We start from the raw sequence: 25,448 nt of genomic DNA, 5'->3' as shown, positions 1-25,448 counted from the left end.
AAGACGGGATTGAATCAGTCGTGCTCATGCCCGAGGATGGAACGCCAACTGCCCTGCCGGATTCAGAAGAATACGATCAGATCCTGGAAGAGCTGCGCAACGCCAAGACCGAGCAGGCCGTTTCGGCACGCCGGAAGACGAAACTTACCCTGGACAAAGTCACCTTTGGGATCACAGGCGCCATTGCCGTCGCCTTCGTGATCTGGGGGTTCGTTGGCCGGGACAGCCTCTCCGCCTCTTCGACAGGTGCCCTGAACTGGGTTATGGAGTACACAGGATGGCTCTTTATGGTCCTGGCCTCACTCTTCGTCATCTTTGTGCTCTGGCTGGCCTTGGGCAAGTTCGGCAACATTCCGCTGGGCAAGGACGGCGAGAAGCCTGAGTTCCGCACCGTCTCCTGGGTGGCGATGATGTTCGCCGCCGGCATGGGCATCGGGCTGATGTTCTACGGTGTGGCCGAGCCTCTCTACCACTACGTTTCGCCGCCGCCGGGAACCGTTGACGGCAGCACCCCGGCTGCCATCCAGACTGCAATGGCCACGTCCATCTTCCACTGGACCCTGCACCCCTGGGCAATGTATGCAGTGGTGGGCATAGCCATGGCCTACGGAACCTACCGGCTGGGCCGCAAACAGCTGATCTCCGCCGCCTTCACGTCCCTTTTTGGCATCCGGGTAGTTGAAGGTCCGGTCGGCAAGTTCATCAATATCCTTGCCATTTTCGCCACGCTCTTCGGCACAGCGGCGTCGCTGGGCCTTGGCGCGCTGCAAATCGGCAGCGGCATGACGTCCAACGGCTGGGTGGGAGAAATCGGCACCCCGGTGCTCGTGGCCATCGTGGCCGTCCTGACAACCTGTTTCGTCGCCTCCGCCGTTTCCGGCATCAGCCGCGGAATCCAGTGGCTCTCCAATATCAACATGGTCCTGGCCGTGATCCTGGCCCTGATCGTCTTCGTTGCAGGACCCACCCTTTTCATTCTCAACCTGATCCCCGCAGCAGTCGGCGACTACGCGAGGGACCTCGCGGAAATGTCCTCCCGGACCGAAGCCGTCGGCGACGAGGCGCTGCGCAGCTGGATGTCCGGCTGGACCATCTTCTACTGGGCCTGGTGGGTATCCTGGACGCCCTTCGTGGGCATGTTCATCGCCCGCATCAGCCGCGGACGCACTATCCGGCAGTTTGTCACCGGCGTGCTGCTGGTGCCCAGCGTCGTCAGTGTGATCTGGTTCGGCATCTTCGGCGGCACCGCCTTCCATGTGCAGCAGGAAGCCGATAAGGCCGGCACGCCCGGCCTGGTCACCATGGTCGACGGCGTCCCGTCCGTTAGCTTCGACGGCGCTCTTTTCGATCTGGTCAAGAACCTGGGCATGCCGGCCTGGGCTGTCGGGGCGGTCATCGTCCTGGCAATGGTCCTGGTGGGGATCTTCTTTATCACCGGCGCAGACGCGGCCTCCATCGTGATGGGATCGCTCAGCTCCAACGGTGCCGAGGAACCCCGCCGCGGAGTGGTCATTTTCTGGGGCACCCTCACCGGGGCCGTCGCCGCCGTCATGCTCCTGGCGGGCGGAGACGTGCCCTCCGAGGCCCTGTCCGGCCTCCAACGCATCACCATCGTCGCCGCCCTTCCCTTCGTGGTGGTGATGCTGCTGCTGTGCTTCGCCCTCGTCAAGGACCTCCGCCGCGACCCGCTGGCGCTGCGGCAACGGCTGGCCACCAATGTGATGGAACGTGCGATCCGTACGGGCGTGGAGCAACACGGCCATGTCCAGTTCGACCTCGTTACCAGGCATGAACACCACGACGGTTGTTCGGACGGGACGCCCTGCCCGGGGAACGACAGAACCAACTAGATACGGCGGCCGAAGATCCTGGCCCTCCGGTGTCAGGATCTTCGGCCTCCCCTTGTCCTCTTGCCTTTAGAAGAACGGAAGCAAATGCACGACTCCCAGCAAAAAGAGAAGGTCCTTCGCATATCAGGTGAAGGCAACACCTCGTTCACCGTCAGCCTCGAAGATGCCGAACCCGTTACAGTCCGGCTGGAAATCGACGCCAAGTGCGGCTGCCAGGGGGACGGCCGCGCAGTTAGCCGCCCCGGGTCATATATCGATACCGAGGTGCTCGGCCAAAAGAACTAGCCACCCATCGTTCATGCGCAGCCGTCGAGTGCTGAGTAGGTGCCGTTTTGGAGGTTCAAAAGGGCATCAACTCAGCACCCGACGGCTTTAATCCATACGCCCAGACAGCAAAAACAGTGGCGGCGAAGCAGTGGTGCGGAACGCCTGCCCGGGGCAGACTGGGGCTGTGAGCGAACCATGGGTGCTGCATGTGGACCTTGACCAGTTCATTGCAGCCGTCGAAGTGCTGCGCCGGCCTGAGCTTGCGGGCAAGGCGGTGATCGTTGGCGGACGCGGTGATCCGACGGAACGGGCGGTCGTCTCGACAGCGTCCTACGAAGCAAGGAAGTTCGGCGTCGGCTCGGGAATGCCGCTGCGCATCGCCGCACGGAAGGTGCCCGACGCCGTCATCCTGCCCGTAGACGCCGATACTTACCTCGCCGCCTCCGAAAAAGTCATGTCGGTGCTCCACTCGCAACCTGGCGCCACGGTCCAGGTGCTCGGCTGGGATGAAGCTTTCGTTGGGGTGCTGACGGAGAACCCCGAGGCGTACGCCCGGCGATTGCAGCAGGCGGTCCTTGAGGAGACCATGTTGCACTGCAGTGTCGGCATCGGTGACACCTTGGTCCGCGCCAAGGTTGCAACGAGGTTCGGCAAGCCTGCCGGTGTCTTCCGGCTCACGAATGCCAACTGGCTCGAGGTCATGGGGAGCCGGCCGACGATCGAGCTGTGGGGCGTGGGGACAAAGGTGTCGCGTCGCCTTGCCACGCTCGGCATCCGGACAGTTGCACAGCTTGCAGCGTCCAATCCTGATGACCTTGTCCCCGAGTTCGGTCCGAAGATGGGCCCCTGGTATGCCCAGCTCGGGCGGGGTGACGGCGCACGGACAGTCGATGACACACCTTGGGTGGCCCGCGGGCACAGCCGGGAAACCACCTTCCAGCGGGATCTGACTGAGTCCGGGCAGATTCACGACGCCGTCAGGGAGTTGGCGGCGCAGGTCCTGGAAGATGTCGCGGCTGAGGGGCGGCCGGTGATCGGGCTGACGCTCAAGGTCCGCTACGCCCCGTTCCTCACCAAGACGTACGGCCGCAAGATCCCCCAGACGTCGGACCCGGCAGAAGTGCTCGCACGCACCCTCGACCTCGCGGCGAAGATCGAGCCGGATCGCCCCGTCCGGCTCCTGGGGCTGCGGGCCGAAATGCCGATGCCCGAAGACTCACGGCAAGGGCATACCCCTACCCGCAGCGGATGGTGACGGGCCTGCCACAGACCGCTCAGCGATGTGGTGCCCCTGTTCGTAGGTGCGGGATGCCGAGAGTTGGGCGGTTTTGGGAGCTTGGAGCGATCGTTTCGCGTGGCCTTGGAGAAGAACGAAGAGCGGTGCTGTTTCTTCTGCGACCTGCTGCTGTGCCGGAGACCCGCGTGGGCCGCACCCTCAATGAGGGTACGGCCCGTTAACCCAGCGTCGGGTCACACGACGATCAGTCGAAGCCGTGGCAGTAGACCTTGCGGATGGTCTCGGTGACCACCCAGCGGCCCGACCAGCCCTTGGGCTGCACGACTACATCGCCGGCAGACACTTCGTAGACATTGCCGGTGGCGCCGTCGGTGACGGTCACACGGCCGCTCACGATGTAGCAGAGCTCGGTGTCCTCGCGAGGGGTTATATCCCAGCCGCCGGGCTGGCACTCCCAGACACCGGTCTTGACCTCAGTGTCGAACTTCAGGATTGCCGTCTTGGGGTCTCCTGAGTCATAGCCAGCGCGGTAGCCGTTGGGCTCGAGCTCGCCCTGAACCTCAGCTGCAGGGACGTATACGTATGGACGCATCATTTTTCCTTCCAATGGGAATCGTCAATTGTTGACAATTGTAGCCTAGTGGATCATCAGGCGTCTACGCGCTCGCGGTTCGGACCTACTACCTTGATCCGGGATTAACGGCTGGTGCTTGCCGCTGAGGACTACCAGCCTTCATAAGTCAGTTCGGCGTCCGATGTCGAATATGTGCGCGACCGCCGCATGTACCTGCTCCGTCATCCCGTTGCCGGCCTCAATGCGAATTTGTCCGCGATCATCCGGGCAGTTTCGGTTGCGACCCTGCTTCTCCATACCGGTTTTGATACCGCACTGCTGGCAGGGGCTGCCGTGTTCGCCGTCATGGCGCTGGTCTTTTGGCTGTTCATCCCCAAACCTCAAAATTCAAGCCCCCAAAACCTCAACCGAATTGCGCGGCCATTCACAGACGTCCGGCCTTTGGTCCTGCCTCAGGGAGAAAAAGTTCATCGGGTTCGCCGCCTTTTACAGTGTCAATCTGGTGGCGGCCAACCAACTCTACTTCGCTCTTCCCAGGCCGCTCGCCAGCGCCGGAGGGCTCGCCGTTGTCATCGGCAACACCGCCCTGGCCCCACGTTATGAACTCGCCTACACGCCCTCAATCACTACACCCGCTCCCTGGCTCCTCCTGTCCCTGCTCGGAGCGATAACCGCAACGTTCATCGCAGCTTCGTCCCAAAATCGCCCGTCCATGCAGCTGGTCGACGAGAATTCCTGACTGCCCGAGTCCTGTCACCTGGACAAATCAGCGCCTTCCTGAAGCATGGTCGATGCAGAAAGGTGTCCAGGGCCTGGCCTCTAGGCGACCTTCTGGAATGGCCGCCCCGCACACTACACAAACTCCATAACTTCCATCGGATATCCGCTCAAGGGCGCCCTCAATCTGCTCCAGTCCTGCCCGGCTTTGCTCCATCAGCGCAGATGCCTGGGAAAGCTCGAAAGCGATGGTGCTGCCTTCCGGATCATGCTCATCATCCACATTGGAGTTCTTCCGCGACGCACTCACCGAGCCAATGTCCTGACGGAGTGCCTTCAGGAGGGCATACTTGCGGTCCCGCTCTCCCTCGAGAAGGACCCGGAAACGCGCGATGTCCACCATGGCCTGCAAGGCTACCGCCATCACCCGGTACCGTCGAGGCTTCCAGCACTAAGGACTGCGCCAACCTGGGCAAACGGGCTTAGCGAGTTGATCGTTGTTGTACATGCACTATTAGTGCACTATGCTGCATCCATGAATGAAAGCATAGCCTCCCTGGCGTTGGCCATCGGCGCCCGGGTAAAGCAGGAACGTCAGGCCCGCCGCTGGACCTTGGACCAGTTGGCCGAAGCCGCCGGGGTCAGCCGTCGCATGATCATCAATGTGGAACAGGCAACAATGAACCCAAGCGTGGGCACGCTGCTGCGAATCAGCGAGGCTCTCGGAGTGGGTCTCCCGGATCTGGTCCAATCCCCCGAGCCCAAGGCCGTCAAGGTGATCCGGAAGGGTGAGGGTGCTGTCCTTTGGAGCAGTGAATCCGGCGGCCGCGGCGTGCTGGTGGCCGGAACAGAACCTCCAGAAGTTCTTGAACTCTGGGACTGGATCCTCGGCCCGGGCGACAAACACACCAGCGAGGCCCACACGCCCGGCACCAAAGAACTCCTGCAGGTTCAGGAAGGCTCAGTCGCCGTCAGCGTCGCGGACCAAACGGTCGCCCTCGACGCCGGGGATTCGATAACCTTCCCCGGGGACGTGGCCCACTCATACGCCAACAACCGCACCGAACCGGCCAGGTTCTCGCTCGCCGTCTTCGAGCGTGGCGTGGGGTCACAGCATCGGGAGGCCGGCAATGCGTAACGCCGAAGCACTCCAGGAAATCCTCAAGGCAGCGCACGTCGAGCCCGCGGTATTCGAGCTTCGGCCCGACTACCGTGCCCTGCTGATCGCCGTCGACGGACTCGTGCCGGGGCCGAGCGATGACGCCAGCAACGCCTTGCTGGAGCAGGCGGAAGCAGCAGCCAAAGCGGCACTCGCGGAGCAAAAAGTGGAACACCTCCCCCACGTCGCAGCATGGCGGGAGGCGTACCAAGCCTTTGGAGCTAAGCCCAACCGCACGCGCAACAGCCTTGAAGCACTGGTCCGCCGCGCTGATGCCGGGCTCCCCAGGGTCAACAGGCTCACCGACCTCTATAACGCTGTCTCGGTGCTGCACCAGATTCCGCTCGGCGGCGAAGACCTCGCAGGCTACGTCGGGGCACCGCGTCTTATCCGAGCCAGGGGTCAGGAACCGTTCGACACAGTGGCAAACGGAGCGCCACTGATTGAATACCCGGATCCAGGTGAGGTTGTCTGGTGTGATGACGACGGCGTGACCTGCCGCCGCTGGAACTGGCGTCAGGGCCGGCGCACTCAACTCCGCGACGAGACCACCACCGCCTTGTTTATCCTCGACGCACTCGAGCCAATGACCACGGAAGCCCTCCTCGCCGCGGGCGAAGACCTGACAACACACATAGTCCGCCTTGGCCCCGACGTCGTCACCACCCATCACCTCATTGAGTCCGCTCAGTGAAGCCCAATACTTTCCGAAGGAAAACCACTGCAATGAAGCGAACCCCTGATAAGCACAACCGGGCCTCCGTCCATGACTCCACCTGGGCCGTCCATGGAGGAAACAGCATCGACAAAGGTACCGGCGCGCTCCGCACGCCCTTGGTCATGGCGAATTCCTATGTGCTGCCGGACGACCCCTCAGCAATGGATTGGTCGGGAGTTGACGAAGGGCTGGTCTACACGCGAAACGCCGGCGCCAACCAGGTGGCTCTTGAGACCAAGCTCGCGGCGATGGAGGGCGCTGAAGCTGCCGCAGCCTTCGCGACTGGTGTGGCGGCACTGCACGGCGTCTTCTTCACCCTGCTGAAATCAGGGGATCACGTTGTGGTCTCCAATGTGACGTACGAAGCGGTGTACCGCCTGTTCGGCGAACTTCTTCCGGAGAAATACGGTATCCAGGCGACGTTCGTAGACGCCGATGATCTCGACGCAGTACGGGCTGCTGTGCGTCCCAACACGAAGCTGATCCATGCTGAAACGATTGCGAACCCGACAACCAAGGTGGCCAACGTCGCAGCACTCGCAGCCATCGCCAAAGACGCCGGCGTACTGCTGACCATCGACGCCACGTTCACGCCGGCACCCTTCTACCGTGCACTTGACGACGGGGCCGACCTTGTCATCCACTCGCTGACCAAATACATTAACGGCCACGGCGACGCCATGGGCGGAGTGGTCATCGGGCGACGTGAACTGGTCCAGCACATACGGCACGACGCTATCGTGGATGCCGGTGGCGTGATTTCCCCGTTCAACGCATGGATGATCATGCGCGGCTCGGTCACGTTGCCGCTGCGCCTCAAGCAGCAGTTCTCAAGCGCCGAGAAAGTGGCGGCGCTCCTGGAATCCGATCCGCGGATTGCCTACGTCCTCTACCCAGGCTTGGCCTCCCACCCGCAGCACGAACTGGCCGGCAAACAGTTCGGTGGCAACGGATACGGCGGCGTGCTTGCGTTCGCCGTCGAAGGAGACTCGAACACCCAAAACCGCTTTGTGAGGAACCTGCAGGTCATCACGTCCGCTGTGTCCCTTGGACATGATGAAACGCTCATCGTGCACGTGGGCCCGGACGCCCGTGGCGGATCGGAAAACTACCCGGCCTCGTTTCACAAGTACGGTCATTTGCGACTTTCGATCGGCCTCGAAGATCCGGAAGACATTATCGACGACATCCTCAGCGCACTGGACAAGACGTTCGGGGAACAGTAGCGCCGAAAGCCTAGAGCCCAGCAGTCCGGCTCCGATAGCGGTCCAGGATGGAAGCAATTACAGCTACACCAATGAATCCGGATGCCAGGAACAAGGGAAGCTGGGCAGCAGATGCGACCATTGCCCCTGCCAAGGCGGTGCCGGCCGAGCCGGCGGTAATCTTCAAGGCGCCTACCCAGACAAACACCTGACCGCGCGCCTCGGCAGGTGCGTACTCACTACGGGCTGCCAGAGTTGCGGCAAAGAAGCAGGAGTTGAGTAGCCCAGCCAAAGCGTAGGCCACGACGGCCGCCGGAAATACTCCGACGAGCGCTGCCCCGCAAAGGGCAGCACCCACGGCAGCACCCAGCCAGGTCATCAGCGGGTCCGCATCGGTTCTCATGGGCCGGATCATGACGCCCGCGGATCCGATCAGTCCGCCCAGACCGTAGGCGGCCGTCAGTATCCCGGCTGCAGCCGGTTCAACGCGGAGCATCCCGGTGGAGGCGACGGCGGTGATGGGCAGCGCTGCAACACACAGGGCGACGACGACAGTCAGGTAGAGCGTGCGGCGTAAGGGACCGCTTCCGAGCATCATCCGCAGTGTCTGGCCCGGCCGGGGAACGTCCGACGGAACAGCTGCAGGCGGCGAATAGGGCAAAAGCCTCACCACAGCTGCCGCAATAACTGTTGATGCGGCAAGGAGAAGTGCCGCGATGGCGGGATCCGCCCACGCCGAGACACCCGCCACCAGCGCAGGCCCAATGGTGCCGCCGATACCGTACGTGGCAACGTCCCACCCCTGGGCCCGGCGCTGGCTAGTTCTGTCACTGCCGGCGATAGCTGCCAGGCGGCTACTGATGCCACCGGTCAGGAGCGGGCCAACCAGCCCGGAGGCCAGGAGCAGTCCGCCCGGCAGGATGGGCGGTGTCACCGGATACAGCAGGACAGCAGCAGCCAGGGTCACGCCATGCGCAATGCAGGCCAAGGCGATCACTGTTCGACCATCACGGGCGGTGTCCAGGCGCCTGGCAATGAGGGGACCAAAAAGATGCGGGGCGGTGATGCACGCACCAAGGATCCCGGCCAACCACCCGGGGGCGCCGCTGGTGGTCACAAGCAGGACGATGGCGACGACGGCACCGCCGTCTGCACTGCGGGCCAGCGTGGCCGCTAGAACGTAACGTGCAAGACCTCCGGAAACCGAGGACTTTCCCGTGTCCGTCCGGGGCCGGCTTTTTCCACCGAGAAGACTCACGGTGCCCTCCTCCACGTCACTGCCACTGGTTATGCCTCCAGCCTGATCTGGCGGATGGCTTGTGAAACCTTGTCCCTGCCCTCGGTGTCCAGCCCGCGGAGGGGTGGCGGCAGCGCAGAAGACCTTACGATTCCGAGGTCTTCTGCAAGGGCCGCCGTCACCCGGAGGCCGCCGTAGGTTCGGAACAAAGACCAGACAGGTTCAAGCTCTGCCGACGCTTTCAAAGCAAGCTCATGGCGACCCGCCAGGGCATGATCCACGAGGGTCTTGGCCTGGTGGGGAAGTACCCCTGCGATCACGGAGTACCAGACGTCACAACCGGCAACAAGCGCTTCGGCCGCAACCCAGTCGCCGCTGATCCCCACGGATGTTCCCTGCGGCAGCCGGGAGCGGAAGTCTCCGATGCGGGCGGAAACCAGTCCGGTAGGGGGTGGCGGTATCTTTATCGCTGCTATTCCCGGGATCCCGGCGATGCGGGCGTGAAGATCGTCCGAGAAGGTGAAGCCCGTGGTGCCCGGGTTGTCATAGACGACGATGGGAAGGGCTGTTTCAGCTGCGACGTCCTCATACAGGCCGAATACCTCTGCATCGGTGAGTCGCTGGTAGGAGACAGGAGCCAGCAGCAAGGCAGAAGCACGTGCTGCCTGCGCATCCCCAGCCAGTGTGAGCACGTCCCGCAGGCGCAGTGCCCCTATGCCGGCGAGGACGGGAACACCGTCAGCAGCATCCACAGAAGCCTCCAGGACGGCCCGACGTTCATCGCGGGAAAGGTAGGCATAGTTTCCCGTCGAGCCAAGGACGCCCAGGGAGTCCACTCCGGCCTTGGCTGCGCGGGATACCAGCAAGGAAACGGCTTTGAGGTCGACATTTTCACCCTGCATGGGAGTGAGGGGGAATGCACTGAGGCCGTTGAACACGGAGTCCTTCTTTCATCGGGCTGTGCAGGCCGAGTCCGGAGCGCAGCGTGAGGTACTTACCGATTTCATGCTGTCAAAGGCTTTGGTCCTACACTAGGTCCAAGAATCACCAAGTTTGGAGGTCCAATGAGCGAAGCCGAACTTCCCATCGAACTGGACAGGGAGAGCTCCGTTTCCTTGGCCGCGCAAGTAGCCAACCAGCTGCGTGCCGCCATCCTCAGCGGAATCCTGCAGCCCGAACACACACTTCCCGCAACCCGCAGGATGGCCTCGGACCTCGGCATTTCACGGGGTGTGGTGGTTCGCGCGTTCGAGCAGCTGTCCGGGGAAGGATTCCTCGAGAGCAGCGGAGCAGGCGGGACCAGGGTGGCCGTCCGGCCCGACATCCAACGACCCCCCAAAAAGGAGCAGTATCCCAACCGCGGCACCGAGACGGCTGACCAGATAGATCTGACTCCCGGGCGGCCATCCGGGTCACCGTTCAAGGACCGCGAATGGCGCAATGCCTGGAAAAAGGCAATATCGGAACAGGGAAACACCCACCTGCCGCCGGCACTTGGAACGGTCGAGCTGAGGAAAGCTGTCGCAGGGCATCTGGCGGTGTCACGCGGCCTCGCGGTCGAACCTGAAGATGTCATTATCACTGGCGGAACCAGTGATGCGCTGCACCTGATTGTGTCCATGCTGCGCACCGGCGGAGCTAATCCTCGTATACTGCTGGAGGATCCCGGCTACCCAAGAGCCCGCAGCGTCATGAGAGCCGCCGGCGCTCAGCTGCAGACTGTTCCGGTGGACGAAGACGGTCTGCGGACTTCACAGCTGGCCGCTCTCGAGGACATTCCGGACGCGGTTCTCATAACGCCCAGCCACCAGTACCCCCTTGGTGGCAGAATGACCGTCCAGGAACGGCTGGGGCTCCTGAAGTGGGCCGACCAACACAATGTGCTCGTTCTGGAAGATGACTACGACAGCGAATTCCGCCACAGCAGAATGCCCCTTCCTGCCGTTGCCGCACTTCCCACGAATGCTGAGGTGGTGCTTCTGGGAACGTTTTCCAAGAACCTGAGCCCATGGCTGCGTTCCGGTTACCTGGTAGTTCGCGGCGAATCGGGCCGCGGGCTGAAAGCACTACGTGAAGCACTGGACACGCCTGTGGCAGGAGTGCTGCAATCAGCCCTGGCGCACTACATCCAAGCGGGCGGACTTTCACGCCACATCACCCGCGCGCGTCGGGAGTACTCGCACCGCCGCGCCTTGCTAATTGACCGCCTCGGGACTCGGCAAGACCTGGAGCTCGGCGCTCTTGAGGGAGGGCTCCATGCTGTTATCCGTTTCCGCGAACCGAACGCAACAGCTCTGGCCGCGGAGGCGCTCAAAAAGGGAGTTCGCGTGATACCGCTGGCTGGCTACTACGCCGACAGGCCACCAGTGAACGGCCTGGTCATAGGATATGGCGCCGTCACCGACCTCCAGCTGTCCGAAGCTCTCAACGTCCTGGGAAACCTTCTCGACGCCGGGCCAGTAGCGGAAGATTAGCTGCCGGCGTCGTCAATCGAGAAAGGTGGTCACAACCTCCCGCACCAGTTCGGTCCTTGCCAGTCCGAAGAAATGTGTTGTGCCGGGAAACACTGCGAGCTGCGAAGCGGGCACCCCCTCAAAGTCACCGTTCACGTCTCCCCCGCGCAGCTGAAGGAAACGCACCGCGTGCTCGAGCTTGACCATGTCGCAATCACCGACGGTGATCAGCGTAGGTGCGGTGATGCTGCGGATCTCGTCATCACTCCAACCTGTGGCACCCGCATCGTAGCCTCCGAGCTTGTCCAAGAGCGCCTGGAGATGCTCGTGGTCCGGGTGCGGCGAAACGGCCAGATAGCGCTCTTCCATTGGGGTTCCGGCAATCATATCGACGGTCATCGCGGCAACCGATTCGGCGTTTCCGCCCCGGTCGCCGTCGGGGCGGAATGACACCGAAGAGACAATGAGTTTGCGCACAAGGTCCGGACGGTTGACCGCAAGATGCAGTGCAACCGCGCCGCCGACGCTGAATCCGAACACATCGACCTCCCGGACCTCCAGATGGGCAAGAAGCCCGACGACGTCGGTGGCCAGGTCGGGGGTGTTCAGTGGACGGTCAACGTCGTTGGTACGGCCGTGACCTTGAAAGTCCGTGGCGATGACCTTGCGTCCGGCCGACAAGCTTGGGATCAATGCCCCAAACTGCTGCTGGATATCAAACAGCCCGCCATGCAGGAGCAAGAGCGGTGTGCCGCCGGCACCATGCAGCTCGTAGTACATCTGCATTCCGTTAACTGGGGCATACCCGCTTTCGGGACCTTCTTCCGGGTGCATCGCCGCGTCCTCCGCTCCACGTCCACGGCTTCCTTTCGGGCCATCCTAGTCCGGATGCTGCCTCGGCGGCAGGGCTATCCGACGCCCCCTGCAAGCCCCTGCTTTAGTGGGCCTCGCTTCCGAGTTCGATGACCAGGACGTCGACTGCGATGGGGACGATGCCTGCGCCCATGCGCAGGGTGAGCCTCTCCTTGAAAAAGACGTGGGCACCAGCAGCCGTGAGTGAAACCCTTGACGCGCCCAATCACCGTAGGTCACACCGGAACGCCGTTGGCCAAAGCGATGGTCAGGGGCGAAACGCTGCGTTATTACGCAACCAAGGGGGCAATCCACTTCCTTTTCCGAAGCCCCTCGGAGGCTCGAAGAGAGAGTTTCGGGGCGACCTCTGTGATGATCGCGCCGACCAGGAGGAACCAGCCCATGAACCCGCCTCGGCCGCTTTGGGCTTTGCCGCACCGTGTCCTGTTTCCACAAGGACGACTCCAGCGATAACGATTGCAATGCTGCTTTGTTCATGCTTAGTACGGTGCTGAGCTTCGCTGGTTGTAACGATCATGAGATCACCCAGGGCGGACCCCAGCTTTCTGCTGTCGGTGCAGTCACAGTTACCCTGGACCCCGAGTCCGTGTATTTTGTGGGACGGTCGAGCCCCCTCGTGGACGAGGTCCTGCCAGAGGCGCGCAGGCGGCTGGCGCAAAGCCTCCCCATCGTCCCGGAGGTCAGGGTCGTGTCCCAAGAGATCGGGCTATCGGTGGCCCGGGGGGGGCGTATGCCCGATGCTTGAGACCCGCGGCGAGGACTAAAGCCTGCAGCCTGTGCCATCCCCTGCCCGACGAATCCCGGCCGCGATAAACTGGATTGATCATGACCGGTGCCCAGCTCCGTCTTCTGGCGTGGTTCGTCATCCCAGCCACGCTCCTCTCGGCATGCGTGCCCGCTGTCAGGCTCGATGAGGCTGCCACCGGTCAACCGAGCCAGATCTCCTCGGCGCCCGCAGCCGCAGCCGATAACGTCACTGCTCCTCCTCCCACCCCGACACCGGTTCCCACGCCGCCCCCGGCCCCCCAGCCGTTCGCCCTAAACCTCTATCAGGAGGGCGACTTCGTGCCGCAGTACACCTTTGAGTGGTGTGTGGCGGCGAGCATCCAGATGATGCACAACCTCATCGACGACACGGGAGCCGGCACTTGGGCCGATAGCGTTCAGCAGGGCGAGCTGTGGGAGATGGCCCGGGCAAGGTCGTCCAACTCTTTCAACGGCGCCAACCCCTTGGGCTGGGCGCAGGTGCTGAACGAAGTTGGAATGGGACCGTACACGGTGGTCAGCATCGCCGACTACGAGGAAGCACTGCAGACTGCTGCTCGCGCCATCGTCGAGACGGACCGGCCGGTGGGACTGGTCCTGTGGCGTGGCCGCCATGTCTCAGTGATGAGCGGCTTCGAGTCACTCGGCGATCCGGGCCAGTTCCGGGAGTTCTCCGTCACGGGCATCCGAGTCCAGGATCCGCTCTACCCGTACGGCGGCGATCCGTGGGGACCCTCCCCTGCACCCAACTCCCTGCTCACTCCTGAGCAGTTGGCCACGCAATTCGTCGTCCGCGAGCCCCGACGCTGGAGCAGTAACCTACCGACCGGTTACATGCTGGTACTGCCGGTCGGGCAGTCATCATGACCGTCAGTTTCAACCACACCATCGTCTATGCAACGGACAAGCGCCGGTCTGCGGAGTTCCTCACAAACGTGCTCGGTCTGCCGAAACCCCAAGCAATGTGGTCGTTTATGACCGTGCCCCTCGACCACGGAGTGGCCCTCGATTTCGCCACGGCGGACCGGCCCATCACCCCGCAGCACTACGCCTTCCTGGTCAGCGAAGAGGACTTCGACGGAATCTTCGCAAGGATCCAGACCCAGGGCGTCCCCTACTGGGCAGACCCGGGACGGTCCCGCCCACAGCAGATCAACCACAACGACGGCGGACGTGGCGTCTACTTCACGGATCCCGACGGGCATTTCCTCGAGGCGATCACGCGACCGTACGGATCGGGTGCTGCTTGAACTCCTGCCTCGCCGATGGTCACCTATCGACGATCTCCTCCGGGAAGGTTCCTCGGTCCGCCATTGGCCGATTGCCTGTTGTTCCGGGGCATAGAGGTTTAGCCTCTCTGGTATGGGTGAACCACATTCGCTGGCAGTTGTGGTTGCGCATCCGGACGACGATGCCTACGGTTGCGCGGGGTCGATTGCCATGCATGAGAACGACCCCGGGTTCCGGTTCTGCCTGGTCCTTGCGACCGACGGTGGAGCCGGACAGATCGCCGAGGGCGTCCCGACAACCCCTCAGGAGTTAGGTGGTTGGCGCCGGAAGGAAAGCGTCAATGCTTGGCGGGCCCACGGCACAATTCCGGACCGGCACGAATGGCTGGACTACGCGGACGGGCATGTGGCGGAAGTGGCTTTTGACGAGCTGGCAGAGAGGATTCTGGCGATCCTCCTTCAGGAACGCCCGCAGGTAGTGGTGACTTTTGGGCCCGACGGGATCACGGGACACCGGGACCACATCGCCGTCGGCAGGGCCACAGATGAAGCCTTCACACGGGCGCGACAGGTGCCGGGGCCCGGCCTGAAACGACTCGTCCATGGGGCCTTGCGCGCGTCAACCTTCGAACGCTGGAACCGAACGAGACAACAACAGGGATTGGAACCTTGGAATCCTGCTCGCGAGTATCACCTGCGCCCGGTGCCTGATGAATTAATCGATATCGACGTGGACACGAGCCAGGTAGCGCACCGGATAGTCGCAGGCCTGTTGGAGCACAAATCCCAGCGACACGTCATCGTCGACCCAGGAGTGAACGAGCGCCGGTGGGCCAGAATCGTATCCAGGGAATCCTCAGTCATGGCGTGGCCTCCGAGGCCGCCTGGCAGTCCATTGCTGACAGATCTGTTTGAGGGGCTCTGAGCCGTCTCAAACCTTCTGGGCGAAGCACCTAGCAGTCCCCGAACGGACCTCCCCCACCACCGGCCCCCACCGCCGTTGAGACCAGATGAACTCAGGCGGTTATACAGCGGCACGGACCGCTCTATACAGCCGGGCCCACACAAGGTATTTTCGGTGTAGGCCTCCTGCGTGTCAGTGCTTTTCCGCAGGGGAACCACTCCCGGCGTTGTGCACAGCCCGGAGGTAGCGCTGCTGTAGCCTCACGGCGGCCCATTGTGCACCCCGAGGAAAGAGCCTGACATGGCCACCTCCCAACTCCAGCGGTTCCTTCACGACGCCACCTCCCTCGCTCCCGACACGGAATTCCCCCTGGGGGCATGATCATGTCACTTGGATCACCGGGCTTCCGCAATGACGGTGCCGGCCAGCCGCCCCGCGTGCTGCCCGTAATGTGCTTCAACTGCGGCACCGATCGCCGTCTCAGCATCTCAGCGGTCATTCATTTTCCTGATCATCCTGCCGATGTAGTCATGGTGTCCTACACTTGCAGCCGGTGCGGACGCTTCGACGAACACCTTGCCGGGGTTGCAGACGTGTCCTTGGTCCTGGCCAACACTGATCAAACAGGCGAAGTGCTCATATTCGGCGGGCATTACATGCACTGCGGACAACCAATGGAAAAGGCAGGCTCAGACCTGCGCAGACTTTCCGCTCCCCTATCCACCGAAGGTGCCGCCGAGGACGCCCTGGACGTCTACCTCTCCACCAGGGTTCTCAGATGCGCTTGCGGCTTCCAAATGGAACTGCCCGAATGATACTCCATTAGAACGCCCTGACCTTCGGGCCGGCACGAAACGGCAGCTCACGACGGCGACTCCCGCCGTCGTGAGGAAAACGCCCGCTTTGGGTACTTCTCCTTTAGGAACAGTAAGGACCACTGTCAGGAGGATCTGTGAGCGAGAGGCTACCAGGAATCAAAGGCACAGTGGGTGGAGTCCTGGTGCTGGCGTTGTTGTCCCTCCTGGGTTGCGCGCCCGAGGGAAGCGGAGCAGCCGAGGCGGCCTCGTCGTTCCGCGAGGAAATCACGTCCGGGAACACCGCCGGCGCTTGCTTGAAGGACACCGGAGGACCTGTGCGGACTGAAATCTATGGGCGGGACGCATTCGTCGAATTCGAAAATGATGCTGTGTTCCTCAATTCCTCGGCCTCCGGCTGGAAAATCACGGGCGCCGGCTGCACGCCCGAAGGAGAATCCCCGTACAAGTGCGAAGTAGGAGGCGAGTAGGAATGCGCTGGAGTTTTGCGCTTTACCTGATCCTGATCCTGATACTGGGCGGGCTGGTGTACATGGCCGCCGTCGGACTTGCGTACGAATAGGGGAAGAACGTGAAAACATGCGATCCGCGCCGCCACCTCCGCTCAACACGGTCCGACGAGATCGTCCAACGCACAGCACCCCTGAAAGGTTCCTGTTGGTCCCCACATGACGGCCCTTGCTCACAAATCTTGTCACACCGGTCACATCGCCTTGTCACCACACGTGACAGGTTTTCTAGGCTGGAGGAGTCATCATTCGCGAGCCAAGGAGAACCAATGCCGCATTCGTCAGATTCCACCGCCATCCCCAACGACGCCCACAGCCCGCCCGGCAAGAAGGCAACCAGGCATGGCAAGGCCGGCCTTCTCAGCAATCTCGGGGCCGACCTCCCCGCATCCCTGGTGGTCTTCCTTGTCGCCCTCCCCCTCTCGCTCGGTATTGCCGCTGCCTCCGGAGCACCGATTATGGCCGGGCTCATCGCAGCAGCCGTCGGAGGAATAGTCGCGGGCAGCCTGGGTGGATCCCCGTTGCAGGTGAGTGGCCCGGCTGCCGGCCTGACCGTCGTCGTGGCCGGTCTGGTTGACGAGTTCGGCTGGCAGGTGACATGCGCGATTACTGCTGGAGCCGGCGTCGTACAGCTGTTGCTGGGCATCAGCCGCGTTGGGCGGGCCGCACTGGCAGTGTCGCCCGTGGTGGTCAAAGCCATGCTCGCCGGTATTGGCATAACGATCATCCTGCAGCAGATGCATGTGCTGCTCGGCGGCCACGCTGCTGGTTCCGCCGTAGAGAACCTGACTGGCCTGCCAGCAGCCGTCGTCAACGTGGAGCTGCATTCGGCGCTGCTCGGTTTGGCGGTTGTCGCCGTCCTTCTCGGCTGGAAGTACCTGCCGGCGGCCGCGCGCAGGATCCCGGGACCCCTGGCTGCCGTCGTCGCGGTCACCGCACTGTCCGTGCCGATGGCCCCCGACGTCGAACGCATCAGCTTCAGCGGTTCGCTGTTCGACGCAGTTGCCTTGCCCAGCTTGCCTGACGGTAACTGGCGTGCCGCGGCCATGGCAGTCATTACCGTGGCCCTGATCGCAAGCATCGAATCACTGCTGTCCGCCGTTGCCGTGGACAAGATGCATGCCGGCGCCCGCACCAACCTTAACCGAGAGCTTGTGGGGCAAGGTTCCGCCAACGTGGTTTCCGGTATGCTCGGCGGCCTCCCGGTTACCGGTGTGATTGTCCGCAGCGCCACCAACGTCGAAGCCGGCGCCGCGAGCCGGGCATCCGCCATACTTCACGGCATCTGGGTACTGGTGTTCTCTGCCCTGTTCGCCGGCCTCATCCAGCTGATTCCGCTGTCAGTGCTGGCGGGCCTGTTGCTAGTCATCGGTGCGAAGCTCATCAAGGTCGCCGACATCAAAACAAGCCTGCGCACCGGTGACCTTCTCGTCTACGTGGTCACCTTGGCTTGCGTGGTCATACTTAACCTGCTCGAAGGCGTCATCATCGGGCTGGCACTCGCAGCTCTCTGCGTGCTGTGGCGCGTGCTCCGGGCACAGATCCACGCACACACACCCTCAGCTGGCTCCCTGCCATGGCGTGTCACCATCGACGGGTCCTGCAGCTTCTTCGCCCTGCCCCGCCTGAATCGCGTACTCCATAGCGTGCCCGCCAGCGAGGACGTCGTCGTGGAGCTCAACGCCGACTACCTCGACCACGCCTTCCGCGAGGCCCTGGTCGCCTGGCAGACGCAGCATCGGAATACCGGAGCCTCCGTAACCCTCGAGGAGCACGGCACCACCGCCTTCCGCGATGCCGCAGACAACACCCCCCAGCGACAGGACCCCCGGGAGTTCCCCCTGCCGCCCCGGACTTCCTGGCAGCCGGCACTGCCGGGCGCAGCTCACCAATCCGGACACGGCGACGGCGGGCCGCTGCCGCTGCGGTCAATCCTCCTGGGCATCGATAAGTACCATCGGCGTCACGCGGACAAGGTGCGCCCGCTGGTGCAGGAGCTCACTGAAGGTCAGAACCCGGACACCCTGTTCGTGGCCTGCGTGGATTCCAGGGTCAATCCGAACCTCATCACCAGCAGTGGCCCCGGCGACCTTCTGACACTTCGGAATATCGGGAACGTCGTGTGCAGTGACGGTCGGGATGCCTCGATTGATTCGGCACTGTCGTTCGCTGTCAAAGGCTTGTCCGTTGACTCGATCGTGATCTGCGGACACTCCAACTGTGGCGCCATGAAGGCTGTTATTGCAGACGCGGAGGGTGCTTCTACAGTCGCTTTGGGTGCCGGGTTTGATGCTTGGCTGGAGCACGCACGGCCGAGCCATCGTGAGCTCATTTGCGGTCACCCCGTGGCGCTGGCTGCTGAGGCGGAGGGGTTCAGCCGCCTCGACCAGCTCAGTATGGTGAACGTCGCGGTTCAGCTCCGGAAGCTGGAAGAGCACCCCGTGACGGGTCCCGCCATGGCTTCTGGTGACGTGCAGGCCACGGGTCTGTTCTACGACATCCCTACGGCCCGCGTAGTCTTGGTGACTCCGGAGGGCATTGAGCAACTGGACCCAAGCATGACGCTTCGCTAGAACCTTACTTGAGCTGCCAGCTTGTGGTGTCACACTGACCGTCGTCGTTGTTGCCGGCTGCCAAGACGGACCCATCCGCGCGAAGTCCGAGCGTGTGGGTGGAGCCGGCAGCGACGGCGACGACGTCAGTCCATGACGCAATTCTGCGGTAGCCAAGGTCAATCTGCCGCCGGCCTCACCTTTGCGCACACCATCGGTGCCGGCATGGCTGGCCGGGCGCATGCCCAGGCCTACCCAACACCTTCACCGACCGAAGCCACATCACCGATATCGCCGGGTTCCTTGGCGGCCCTGCCCTCAGTGTCCGGGGCGGGCGTCGGACCACCCTATTTGCCACGAGACCCTTCGCACGGGGAAATGCCAGCGGTCACGGCAACAAGGATGTCACTGCTGAAAGGGGCGACGTCGGGAACGAGGACCATGCAAGCTTCTCCCTACAGCTCGAGTCGGCCCCAGCGACCATCGAGCAACGAATCGCGACGATGCGATTTCAGAGATTTTCTTCGGGTCGGGCGGCGAGGATCCGGTTGGCACTGACCTGCAGGATGGCGAGCGACTCCTGGATCAGGGGCGATGCGATGCTGCCCCTGCGCACTGCAGCGACAATACGGCGCGCGGGCTTCCCCTTGCCGGTAATGCGCAGGCGCACCACGTTTTCGGCACCCCGCAGGGGCGCCAGTCGCGGCAGCAGGCCGACGCCCAGCCCCGCACCAACGAACGCGATCTGGGTTTCCCATTCAATGGCCTCGTGGGCAATCCGCGGCGTCACCCCGACTGCTGTGAACGCCGCGGTGAACAGGGAATGGTAGGTGGAACCGGCGGCCTCGGTGATCCAGGGTTCCGATGCCAACTCTTCGAGCGTCACGGTTTCCCGCGATGCCAAAGGATGGTCGGAGGGAATGATCACGTCCAGGGGATCATCGAGCAGAACGGTCTGCTCGAAGCGCGTATCGTCCTCAACGTAGGTGTCTGACTGCATGGCGACGATGACCGCGAGGTCGATTCTCTCGGCAACCAACAAGTCGAAGCAGCGGGCAGGATTCGCCTCGAGTACCTGCACTTCCAGCAGGGGGCGTGTTGAGCGCAGGGTGGCGGCCAGCGGCGCGAGCAACTGGGCGGCCGCCGTGGAGAACCCGCCGAGGCCAAAACGGGACTGCACCTGGTCGCCTGCCTCCATGGCCGCGGCGCGCAGGCTCTCCCATTCGGCAATGAGGGTATCCGAGCCCGCCACGAGAAAACGGCCCGTGGCGGTCAGCCGCACCCCACGGCCGTCCTTCGTCAGCAGCTGCATTCCAAGCACGCGCTGGAGCTCCCGCAATTGCGCTGAGACTGCGGAGGGAGAATAACCTGTGAGCTCCGCGGTTGCGCCAACAGTGCCGCACCGGGCGAATACCCGAAGGGTTATGAGCCGAGGATCGATCATGCACCCATTGTGCACTGTTATCTCCAGAATGTTGCGCTTTTGCTGCAGATCGATCGGCTCTAATCTCGTGAATACAAGGTTTTCGACAACGCCGCTTGCACTGACGCAGCCGTGGTCGCAACGCATCGCCCGCTATTCACGCCTCCCGGGAGGAAACACATGTCTGCTCCAGTCTTGCCCCTCAATTCACGCGGAAAACTCGCTTCATCATTGCCTGCCGAGCAGCTGGCGGAAATCAAGGAGTTGTTCGATTTCCGGCGCGTGGGATACTCCCTCGATGCCCCCTTCTACACCGACCCGACGATTTTCAACATCGACATGCAGGCCATTTTTGGCCAGCACTGGATTTTTGCCGGCAGCATCGCCGAACTCCCGGAGCCGGGCGACTACATCACCGTCGACTACGGGCCCTACTCCCTGATCGTGCTGCGCAACGACGACGGGGGCGTGAACGTCCTGCACAACGTGTGCCGCCACCGCGGCGCCCGCGTCCTGACCGAACCCGCGGGGTCAACAGGAAACCTGGTCTGCGGCTATCACTCCTGGACCTACTCCCCCGAGGGCAATCTGATCCACGCCTCGGCACCCGGGGAGACGAAGTTCGACAAAGGTTGCTTCGGCCTCAAGCGCGCCCACAGCCGCGTGGTGGCAGGACTCATCTTTGTCTGCATTGCGGACGAACCGCCGGCGGATTTTGACGAAACCGCCAAGATCTTCGAGCCTTACCTCGCGCCCCATGATCTGTCGAAGACGAAAATCGCCTACCAGCAGAACATCGTCGAGGAGGGCAACTGGAAGCTCGTCATGGAGAACAACCGTGAGTGCTACCACTGTGACGGCCACCCGGAGCTGGCCTGCTCCCTCTTTCCCACCTGGGGCCTGACGGAGGGCCTGATCCCGGCCCACCTTGAAGAAGTATGGGACCGTAACAAGGAAGCACAGTCCTCGCTCGAGGAACGGTGCCGCCGCTACGGCCTACCCTATGAGGTCGTCGAGGAGCTCGACACGCGCATCGCGGGTATCCGCATCTCACGGGAATCGCTCGACGGTGAAGGCGAATCGTTCTCGCCCGATGGGCGCAGGCTCTCCAAGAAACTGCTCGGCGACTTGCGGGACTTCCGCCTTGGCCGCTGCTCGATGCACCTGCAACCCAACAGCTGGTTCCATTTCCAAGGGGACCACGTCATCACCTTCGCCGTCTTCCCCGTTAACGAACACCAGACACTGGTACGCACCACTTGGCTGGTGGCTGACGACGCCGAGGAAGGCGTCGATTACGACCTGGAGAAACTCACGTACACGTGGAAGCAGACAAATCTTCAGGACAAGGCGTTCGTGGAGCTGTGCCAGAAGGGCGCCGGCAGCCCCGCCTACGAGCCCGGGCCGTACATGAAGAGTGAATACCAGGTTGAGGCGTTCATCAACTGGTACGTGCAGCGTGTCCAGGAGCACCTGGCATGACGGAACTCCTCACTGAGACGGTAGTCCAGGAACCACATCGCATCCGCGGTCTTGAGATGCCGTGGAACAGGGTCATGGGCACCACCGAGGGACCAGCAACTGCAGCCCGTGCCCTGGGTCCCTGGCATCCGCAGGAGTTCATGGCCGAATGCGTCGAGATTGTTCCCGAAGTGGGCGGCATGATGACGTTCGTGTTCCGTCGCTCCGACGGTGCGCCCCTGGCGTTCCGTGCTGGCCAGTACGTCAATGTTGCCTTCCCCGTGAATGGCGATGACCAGGACCCGGCGGACCGCAGCTACTCGCTGTCCAGCGCACCCACCAAGCCGTGGACCTTCGACATCACGGTCAAGCGCGATCCCACGGGGCTGGTCTCACCATGGGTGCACGACAACATCAAACCCGGCACCGTCCTTGAGATGCTCGGACCGGTGGGGGCATTCCACCTTCCCGATGCAGACCGGCGGGCACGGTACCTCCTGCTGGCCGCCGGAGCAGGTATCACCCCCATCATGTCCATGGTGCGGACCATTCACTCCCTGCCCGGACAGGCCGATGTGGTGGTGCTTTACCACGGAGCTGCGGCCGAAGGCTTTGCCTTTAACAAGGAGCTCGCCTACATCGCCTCCGTGGACTCGCGCATCAAGGTCTTCTACTCCCTGGGCGACCGCGGCAAACCCGAGGACTGGGAAGGGCTCAGCGGAAGGCTGACGGCCGCCATGCTCGACCACGTGGCCCCCGACGCCAACGGCCGCCAGGTCTATGCCTGCGGCCCCGAGGGCTACCTGAACACCGCCACCGAGCTCCTGGGGAAGGTGGGCGTCGACGACACGTCCATCCACATGGAGTTCTTTACAGGAGATCGCCAGACGATCCTTGAATACCAGGCGGAGCTCGCGCTGGCAGTGGACATTGCCGAGGAAATCGCTGAAGAAATCGCCGATTCCGCCGAGGACTACTACGAAAGCCAGCCCACGGCGTTCGGGCTCTACGAGCCAGGGTATGACGCCGAGGGAACCCTGAAGGCCACCGGGCTGCCGCTGGAAACCGGCGACCCCGACGCGTCCTTTTCCCAGGCCTCCGACGGCCGTCCTGAAGTGGGGCCGGAGGCCGGGTCCACCGATGCCTCGAGCTTCGACACGGTCGGAACGGGAAGCCTCACTCTGTCCTTCATGCGCACCGGCATCAATGTGCGCATCGACCCCGACGAACACATCCTAGGGGTGGCCCAGCGTGCGGGCGTCAGGATCGGCGCGAACTGCAAGGAAGGCATGTGCGGCTCCTGCAAGGTCGTCAAGTTTTCCGGCGAGGTCGACATGAACCATCAGGGCGGGATCCGGGCACGGGAAATCGATGCAGGCAAATTCCTGCCTTGCTGCTCCACCGCACGGACCGATTTGGTGATCGACGCCTAGCCCCAGCTGCTCCAGGCCGGGCAGCATCAGGGATTGTTTTGAGGGCACGAATACAAGTGCGAGAACGCCACGCGTGGCGTTCTCGCACTTGTGGATCCGCGGCTCCCCCGACCACGTCGCGCCTTCCGGGGGATATAAACGCACCACCGGCTTGAGGGCATGTGCAATCACTTACAGCTGTTTGTCATTCCGCTGCTCCATCCGCCCTGGACGCCCACCGCCTCAATTCGCCACTACGGATGTGCTCCATCTCTTAGTAAGTAGTCAGGCACGCCGGAAAGGCATCCCTCCGCCGGACCCTGGCGAAGGGATGCCTGAGCTGGGCTGACTACACCCCGCCGTCGTGCTCAGTCCGGAAAGAGGACCCGGCTACGACCCCGGACCTTTCCCTGATGTGGCACCCTGGACTGCCATTTCATCGGCAATCTCACCGCCCAGCTCTGGAGAGGACGGTCCCGCCGCGGCATGGGCAGGGGACGAATCGAGTCCAGTGGCAGCCGGGGAGCCGGTTGCAACGGTGCCCTGCGAAGGGTCCACGGAGACCGGCGCCGCATGTGCGGCCAGCACACCGGTCTGATGCCTGATCTTCAACCGGTAGAGGAGCGCGCCGCCGCCCGTGACGGCGCCGACAAACAAGACACCGCCCCACTGCAGGTACCACTCAAACGGGGGCACCGAGTTGTAGATTTCCGGGCGGGGCCAGATCAGGTTCACGGTCATGGCGCCGCCCCACAGCACCGCCACAATGTTCACGGGCAGCCCCCACTTGCCCAGGCTGAAGCCCGGCTCGGTGTCGTCGTCCGCGAGAGGCCATTTCTTCTGGAGCCGCTTGCGGAGCAGCGGAACGGTGACCAGCAGGTAGGACAGGTAAATCAGGACGATGCTGATGCTGGAAAGGATGGTGAAGATCGCGGGCTGGGAGACGTTGACGATCAATGGAATGATAGCGATGATTCCGATGACGATGGCCGCCACCGTGGGCGTCTTCCGCTCCGGATGCACCTTGCTGAGCTGGCGGCTGAAGGGCAAGTTGTTGTCCCGGGCCATAGCGAACATCATGCGGATGGCGGCGGCGTGAACGGCCAGGGTACAGACGGTCACTGCCACGACGATACACACCAGGAACGCCTTGCCGAAGGGGCCTCCCAACACGGAGAGCACGATATACTGCAGGCCGCCGTCGGCAGCGCCCAGCTTGGGGTCGTTGAGGTCGGGGGCGGCCAGGAGACCGCCAAGGAGAATCAGGCCACCCAGGATGAAAGACGCCGTAATTGCACGGAGGATGGCCTTGGGGGCTGTCTTTTTCGGGTCCTTCGTCTCCTCGCCGAGGGAACTGGCGGTGTCAAAGCCGTACATCACGTAACCCGAGGCCATGGCGCCGATGAGGAACACGCCGAAGAAGCCAAGGTCGTGGTCCATGCCGTAGCCTGCGGTGCTGAAAAGGACTTCCGGCCCACGCACCACATGCCAGGCAAGGGCCAGGATGAGGAGCACGGCGGCAGCGAGCTCCACGAAGACGCCTATGCTGTTAATCTTGGTCATCAGCTTCACGCCAAAGGCGTTAATCATGGTGGAGATGGAAATCATGATGCTGGCGAGCAGCACGCCGTTGAGGGCGAAATCGTAGGTGCCCGTGCCGTCGCCGATGATCTGGAAACCGGACCAGATCTGGGGCAGGGTGAGCTGCAGCGCAAGGGCCACGGCTCCGAGCGCCACGATCGAGGAGATGAGCAGCAGCCAGCCGGCCAGCCAGGCGAACGTCCCCGACGAGAGCCGCTTGGCCCAGTTGTACACCGAGCCGGCCACCGGGTAGCGGCCTGCCAGCTCAGCGAAGCACAGCGCCACCATCAGCTGGCCGGCGAAAACCAGGGGCCAGGACCACGCGTAGGCGGGGCCGGCCATGGAAAAGCCAAAGTAGAAGAGTTGGAATACGCCGGTAAGGATGGAGATGTAGCTGACTCCTGCCGCGAAGCTGGCGAACTTGCCGATGCTGCGGTCCAGGGTCTGGGCATAGCCGAATTCGTCCATGCCGCTGGCGTCTGCACGTTTTGTGGGTTCTAACATCTG

26 protein-coding genes are annotated in these 25,448 nt (G+C 62.9%); 17 read left to right on the top strand and 9 right to left on the bottom strand.

All coding sequences use genetic code 11. The features are described from left to right. Positions 1–26 precede the first annotated feature (26 nt). The 3 genes from RIN13_RS11940 (at position 27) to RIN13_RS11930 (ending at position 3,372) form a co-directional block, all read left to right on the top strand. Positions 27–1,850, top strand: a complete 1,824-nt coding sequence (locus tag RIN13_RS11940; RefSeq protein WP_375164769.1) for a BCCT family transporter — start codon at positions 27–29, stop codon at positions 1,848–1,850. An 84-nt stretch (positions 1,851–1,934) separates the two neighbouring features. After that, the gene (locus RIN13_RS11935; protein WP_309107556.1) at positions 1,935–2,135 is read left to right on the top strand and encodes a hypothetical protein; all 201 of its coding nucleotides are present in this window, start codon (positions 1,935–1,937) and stop codon (positions 2,133–2,135) included. A gap of 181 nt (positions 2,136–2,316) precedes the next feature. Beyond that, on the top strand, positions 2,317–3,372 hold the full coding sequence (locus RIN13_RS11930) for a DNA polymerase IV (protein WP_309107582.1): 1,056 nt from the start codon (positions 2,317–2,319) through the stop codon (positions 3,370–3,372). A 226-nt stretch (positions 3,373–3,598) separates the two neighbouring features. Here the strand turns inward: RIN13_RS11930 and RIN13_RS11925 are convergent, their stop codons facing one another. Beyond that, positions 3,599–3,949: a cupin domain-containing protein gene (locus tag RIN13_RS11925; protein WP_309107555.1), complete on the bottom strand. Its 351-nt coding sequence runs from the start codon at positions 3,947–3,949 to the stop codon at positions 3,599–3,601. A gap of 481 nt (positions 3,950–4,430) precedes the next feature. On the opposite strand from RIN13_RS11925, the gene RIN13_RS11920 reads away from it, so the two are divergent. Continuing rightward, entirely contained in the window at positions 4,431–4,667 is a 237-nt protein-coding gene (locus tag RIN13_RS11920; protein WP_309107554.1) for a hypothetical protein, read from the top strand. Positions 4,668–4,694: 27 nt separating this feature from the next. Here the strand turns inward: RIN13_RS11920 and RIN13_RS11915 are convergent, their stop codons facing one another. After that, positions 4,695–5,048, bottom strand: coding sequence for a TraR/DksA C4-type zinc finger protein (locus RIN13_RS11915; protein WP_309107581.1), 354 nt, complete (start codon positions 5,046–5,048; stop codon positions 4,695–4,697). Positions 5,049–5,180: 132 nt separating this feature from the next. Here RIN13_RS11915 and RIN13_RS11910 point away from each other — a divergent pair, with 132 nt between their 5' ends. Genes RIN13_RS11910 through RIN13_RS11900 form a run of 3 tightly spaced genes read left to right on the top strand, consistent with a single transcriptional unit; the run spans position 5,181 to position 7,748 of the window. Continuing rightward, positions 5,181–5,783, top strand: coding sequence for an XRE family transcriptional regulator (locus RIN13_RS11910; protein WP_309107553.1), 603 nt, complete (start codon positions 5,181–5,183; stop codon positions 5,781–5,783). After that, positions 5,776–6,498 (top strand): phenylalanine--tRNA ligase beta subunit-related protein, encoded by a 723-nt coding sequence (locus RIN13_RS11905; protein WP_309107552.1) that lies wholly within the window; start codon positions 5,776–5,778, stop codon positions 6,496–6,498. Before RIN13_RS11910 ends, RIN13_RS11905 begins: the two co-directional genes overlap by 8 nt. A gap of 32 nt (positions 6,499–6,530) precedes the next feature. Further along, the gene (locus RIN13_RS11900; RefSeq protein ID WP_309107551.1) at positions 6,531–7,748 is read left to right on the top strand and encodes an aminotransferase class I/II-fold pyridoxal phosphate-dependent enzyme; all 1,218 of its coding nucleotides are present in this window, start codon (positions 6,531–6,533) and stop codon (positions 7,746–7,748) included. Positions 7,749–7,758: 10 nt separating this feature from the next. Here the strand turns inward: RIN13_RS11900 and RIN13_RS11895 are convergent, their stop codons facing one another. Next, positions 7,759–8,985 carry an MFS transporter gene (locus tag RIN13_RS11895; RefSeq protein WP_309107550.1) on the bottom strand — a complete coding sequence of 409 codons (1,227 nt, stop codon included), beginning with the start codon at positions 8,983–8,985 and terminating at the stop codon, positions 7,759–7,761. Positions 8,986–9,014: 29 nt separating this feature from the next. Next, positions 9,015–9,902: a dihydrodipicolinate synthase family protein gene (locus RIN13_RS11890; RefSeq protein WP_309107549.1), complete on the bottom strand. Its 888-nt coding sequence runs from the start codon at positions 9,900–9,902 to the stop codon at positions 9,015–9,017. Positions 9,903–10,028: 126 nt separating this feature from the next. Here RIN13_RS11890 and RIN13_RS11885 point away from each other — a divergent pair, with 126 nt between their 5' ends. Further along, on the top strand, positions 10,029–11,438 hold the full coding sequence (locus RIN13_RS11885) for a PLP-dependent aminotransferase family protein (RefSeq protein WP_309107548.1): 1,410 nt from the start codon (positions 10,029–10,031) through the stop codon (positions 11,436–11,438). A gap of 12 nt (positions 11,439–11,450) precedes the next feature. Here the strand turns inward: RIN13_RS11885 and RIN13_RS11880 are convergent, their stop codons facing one another. Then, a complete protein-coding gene (locus RIN13_RS11880) occupies positions 11,451–12,251 on the bottom strand; it encodes an alpha/beta hydrolase (protein WP_309107547.1) in 801 nt (266 codons plus the stop codon). A gap of 103 nt (positions 12,252–12,354) precedes the next feature. After that, positions 12,355–12,495, bottom strand: coding sequence for a hypothetical protein (locus tag RIN13_RS11875; RefSeq protein ID WP_309107546.1), 141 nt, complete (start codon positions 12,493–12,495; stop codon positions 12,355–12,357). Positions 12,496–12,765: 270 nt separating this feature from the next. On the opposite strand from RIN13_RS11875, the gene RIN13_RS11870 reads away from it, so the two are divergent. The 7 genes from RIN13_RS11870 (at position 12,766) to RIN13_RS11840 (ending at position 19,085) form a co-directional block, all read left to right on the top strand. Beyond that, entirely contained in the window at positions 12,766–13,035 is a 270-nt protein-coding gene (locus RIN13_RS11870) for a hypothetical protein (RefSeq protein ID WP_309107545.1), read from the top strand. A gap of 80 nt (positions 13,036–13,115) precedes the next feature. Then, a complete protein-coding gene (locus tag RIN13_RS11865) occupies positions 13,116–13,922 on the top strand; it encodes a hypothetical protein (protein WP_309107544.1) in 807 nt (268 codons plus the stop codon). Then, entirely contained in the window at positions 13,919–14,305 is a 387-nt protein-coding gene (locus RIN13_RS11860) for a VOC family protein (protein WP_309107543.1), read from the top strand. The genes RIN13_RS11865 and RIN13_RS11860 overlap by 4 nt, the downstream gene beginning before the upstream one ends. Before the next feature lie 112 nt (positions 14,306–14,417). After that, positions 14,418–15,209: a PIG-L family deacetylase gene (locus RIN13_RS11855; RefSeq protein ID WP_309107542.1), complete on the top strand. Its 792-nt coding sequence runs from the start codon at positions 14,418–14,420 to the stop codon at positions 15,207–15,209. Between the two features lie 362 nt (positions 15,210–15,571). Further along, a complete protein-coding gene (locus RIN13_RS11850) occupies positions 15,572–16,003 on the top strand; it encodes a hypothetical protein (protein WP_309107541.1) in 432 nt (143 codons plus the stop codon). Positions 16,004–16,140: 137 nt separating this feature from the next. After that, entirely contained in the window at positions 16,141–16,473 is a 333-nt protein-coding gene (locus RIN13_RS11845; RefSeq protein ID WP_309107540.1) for a hypothetical protein, read from the top strand. 308 nt (positions 16,474–16,781) lie between these two features. Continuing rightward, positions 16,782–19,085, top strand: a complete 2,304-nt coding sequence (locus RIN13_RS11840; protein ID WP_309107539.1) for a bifunctional SulP family inorganic anion transporter/carbonic anhydrase — start codon at positions 16,782–16,784, stop codon at positions 19,083–19,085. 4 nt (positions 19,086–19,089) lie between these two features. Here the strand turns inward: RIN13_RS11840 and RIN13_RS11835 are convergent, their stop codons facing one another. Continuing rightward, a complete protein-coding gene (locus RIN13_RS11835) occupies positions 19,090–19,227 on the bottom strand; it encodes an RCC1 domain-containing protein (RefSeq protein WP_309107580.1) in 138 nt (45 codons plus the stop codon). Between the two features lie 348 nt (positions 19,228–19,575). Then, positions 19,576–20,508 (bottom strand): LysR family transcriptional regulator, encoded by a 933-nt coding sequence (locus RIN13_RS11830; protein ID WP_309107538.1) that lies wholly within the window; start codon positions 20,506–20,508, stop codon positions 19,576–19,578. Between the two features lie 159 nt (positions 20,509–20,667). Here RIN13_RS11830 and RIN13_RS11825 point away from each other — a divergent pair, with 159 nt between their 5' ends. Together RIN13_RS11825 and RIN13_RS11820 are read left to right on the top strand one after the other, a co-directional pair. Next, the gene (locus tag RIN13_RS11825) at positions 20,668–21,969 is read left to right on the top strand and encodes an aromatic ring-hydroxylating dioxygenase subunit alpha (RefSeq protein ID WP_309107537.1); all 1,302 of its coding nucleotides are present in this window, start codon (positions 20,668–20,670) and stop codon (positions 21,967–21,969) included. Next, a complete protein-coding gene (locus RIN13_RS11820) occupies positions 21,966–23,381 on the top strand; it encodes a ferredoxin reductase (protein WP_309107536.1) in 1,416 nt (471 codons plus the stop codon). The genes RIN13_RS11825 and RIN13_RS11820 overlap by 4 nt, the downstream gene beginning before the upstream one ends. A 369-nt stretch (positions 23,382–23,750) precedes the next feature. Here the strand turns inward: RIN13_RS11820 and RIN13_RS11815 are convergent, their stop codons facing one another. Beyond that, entirely contained in the window at positions 23,751–25,445 is a 1,695-nt protein-coding gene (locus RIN13_RS11815; RefSeq protein WP_309107535.1) for an APC family permease, read from the bottom strand. Positions 25,446–25,448 lie beyond the last annotated feature (3 nt).

The organism is Arthrobacter sp. (assembly GCF_031179985.1).
GTDB lineage: Bacteria > Actinomycetota > Actinomycetes > Actinomycetales > Micrococcaceae > Arthrobacter.
This window is presented reverse-complemented; position numbering and strand designations above follow the sequence as displayed.

Bases quoted from the DNA above. Each gene is read 5' to 3' on its own strand.
- RIN13_RS11940 (WP_375164769.1), top strand. From the start codon at position 27: ATGCCCGAGGATGGAACGCCAACTGCCCTGCCGGATTCAGAAGAATAC.
- RIN13_RS11935 (WP_309107556.1), top strand. From the start codon at position 1,935: ATGCACGACTCCCAGCAAAAAGAGAAGGTCCTTCGCATATCAGGTGAA.
- RIN13_RS11925 (WP_309107555.1), bottom strand. From the start codon at position 3,949: ATGATGCGTCCATACGTATACGTCCCTGCAGCTGAGGTTCAGGGCGAG.
- RIN13_RS11915 (WP_309107581.1), bottom strand. From the start codon at position 5,048: ATGGTGGACATCGCGCGTTTCCGGGTCCTTCTCGAGGGAGAGCGGGAC.
- RIN13_RS11910 (WP_309107553.1), top strand. From the start codon at position 5,181: ATGAATGAAAGCATAGCCTCCCTGGCGTTGGCCATCGGCGCCCGGGTA.
- RIN13_RS11905 (WP_309107552.1), top strand. From the start codon at position 5,776: ATGCGTAACGCCGAAGCACTCCAGGAAATCCTCAAGGCAGCGCACGTC.
- RIN13_RS11900 (WP_309107551.1), top strand. From the start codon at position 6,531: ATGAAGCGAACCCCTGATAAGCACAACCGGGCCTCCGTCCATGACTCC.
- RIN13_RS11885 (WP_309107548.1), top strand. From the start codon at position 10,029: ATGAGCGAAGCCGAACTTCCCATCGAACTGGACAGGGAGAGCTCCGTT.
- RIN13_RS11880 (WP_309107547.1), bottom strand. From the start codon at position 12,251: ATGCACCCGGAAGAAGGTCCCGAAAGCGGGTATGCCCCAGTTAACGGA.
- RIN13_RS11870 (WP_309107545.1), top strand. From the start codon at position 12,766: ATGCTTAGTACGGTGCTGAGCTTCGCTGGTTGTAACGATCATGAGATC.
- RIN13_RS11865 (WP_309107544.1), top strand. From the start codon at position 13,116: ATGACCGGTGCCCAGCTCCGTCTTCTGGCGTGGTTCGTCATCCCAGCC.
- RIN13_RS11860 (WP_309107543.1), top strand. From the start codon at position 13,919: ATGACCGTCAGTTTCAACCACACCATCGTCTATGCAACGGACAAGCGC.
- RIN13_RS11855 (WP_309107542.1), top strand. From the start codon at position 14,418: ATGGGTGAACCACATTCGCTGGCAGTTGTGGTTGCGCATCCGGACGAC.
- RIN13_RS11850 (WP_309107541.1), top strand. From the start codon at position 15,572: ATGTCACTTGGATCACCGGGCTTCCGCAATGACGGTGCCGGCCAGCCG.
- RIN13_RS11840 (WP_309107539.1), top strand. From the start codon at position 16,782: ATGCCGCATTCGTCAGATTCCACCGCCATCCCCAACGACGCCCACAGC.
- RIN13_RS11830 (WP_309107538.1), bottom strand. From the start codon at position 20,508: ATGATCGATCCTCGGCTCATAACCCTTCGGGTATTCGCCCGGTGCGGC.
- RIN13_RS11825 (WP_309107537.1), top strand. From the start codon at position 20,668: ATGTCTGCTCCAGTCTTGCCCCTCAATTCACGCGGAAAACTCGCTTCA.
- RIN13_RS11820 (WP_309107536.1), top strand. From the start codon at position 21,966: ATGACGGAACTCCTCACTGAGACGGTAGTCCAGGAACCACATCGCATC.
- RIN13_RS11815 (WP_309107535.1), bottom strand. From the start codon at position 25,445: ATGTTAGAACCCACAAAACGTGCAGACGCCAGCGGCATGGACGAATTC.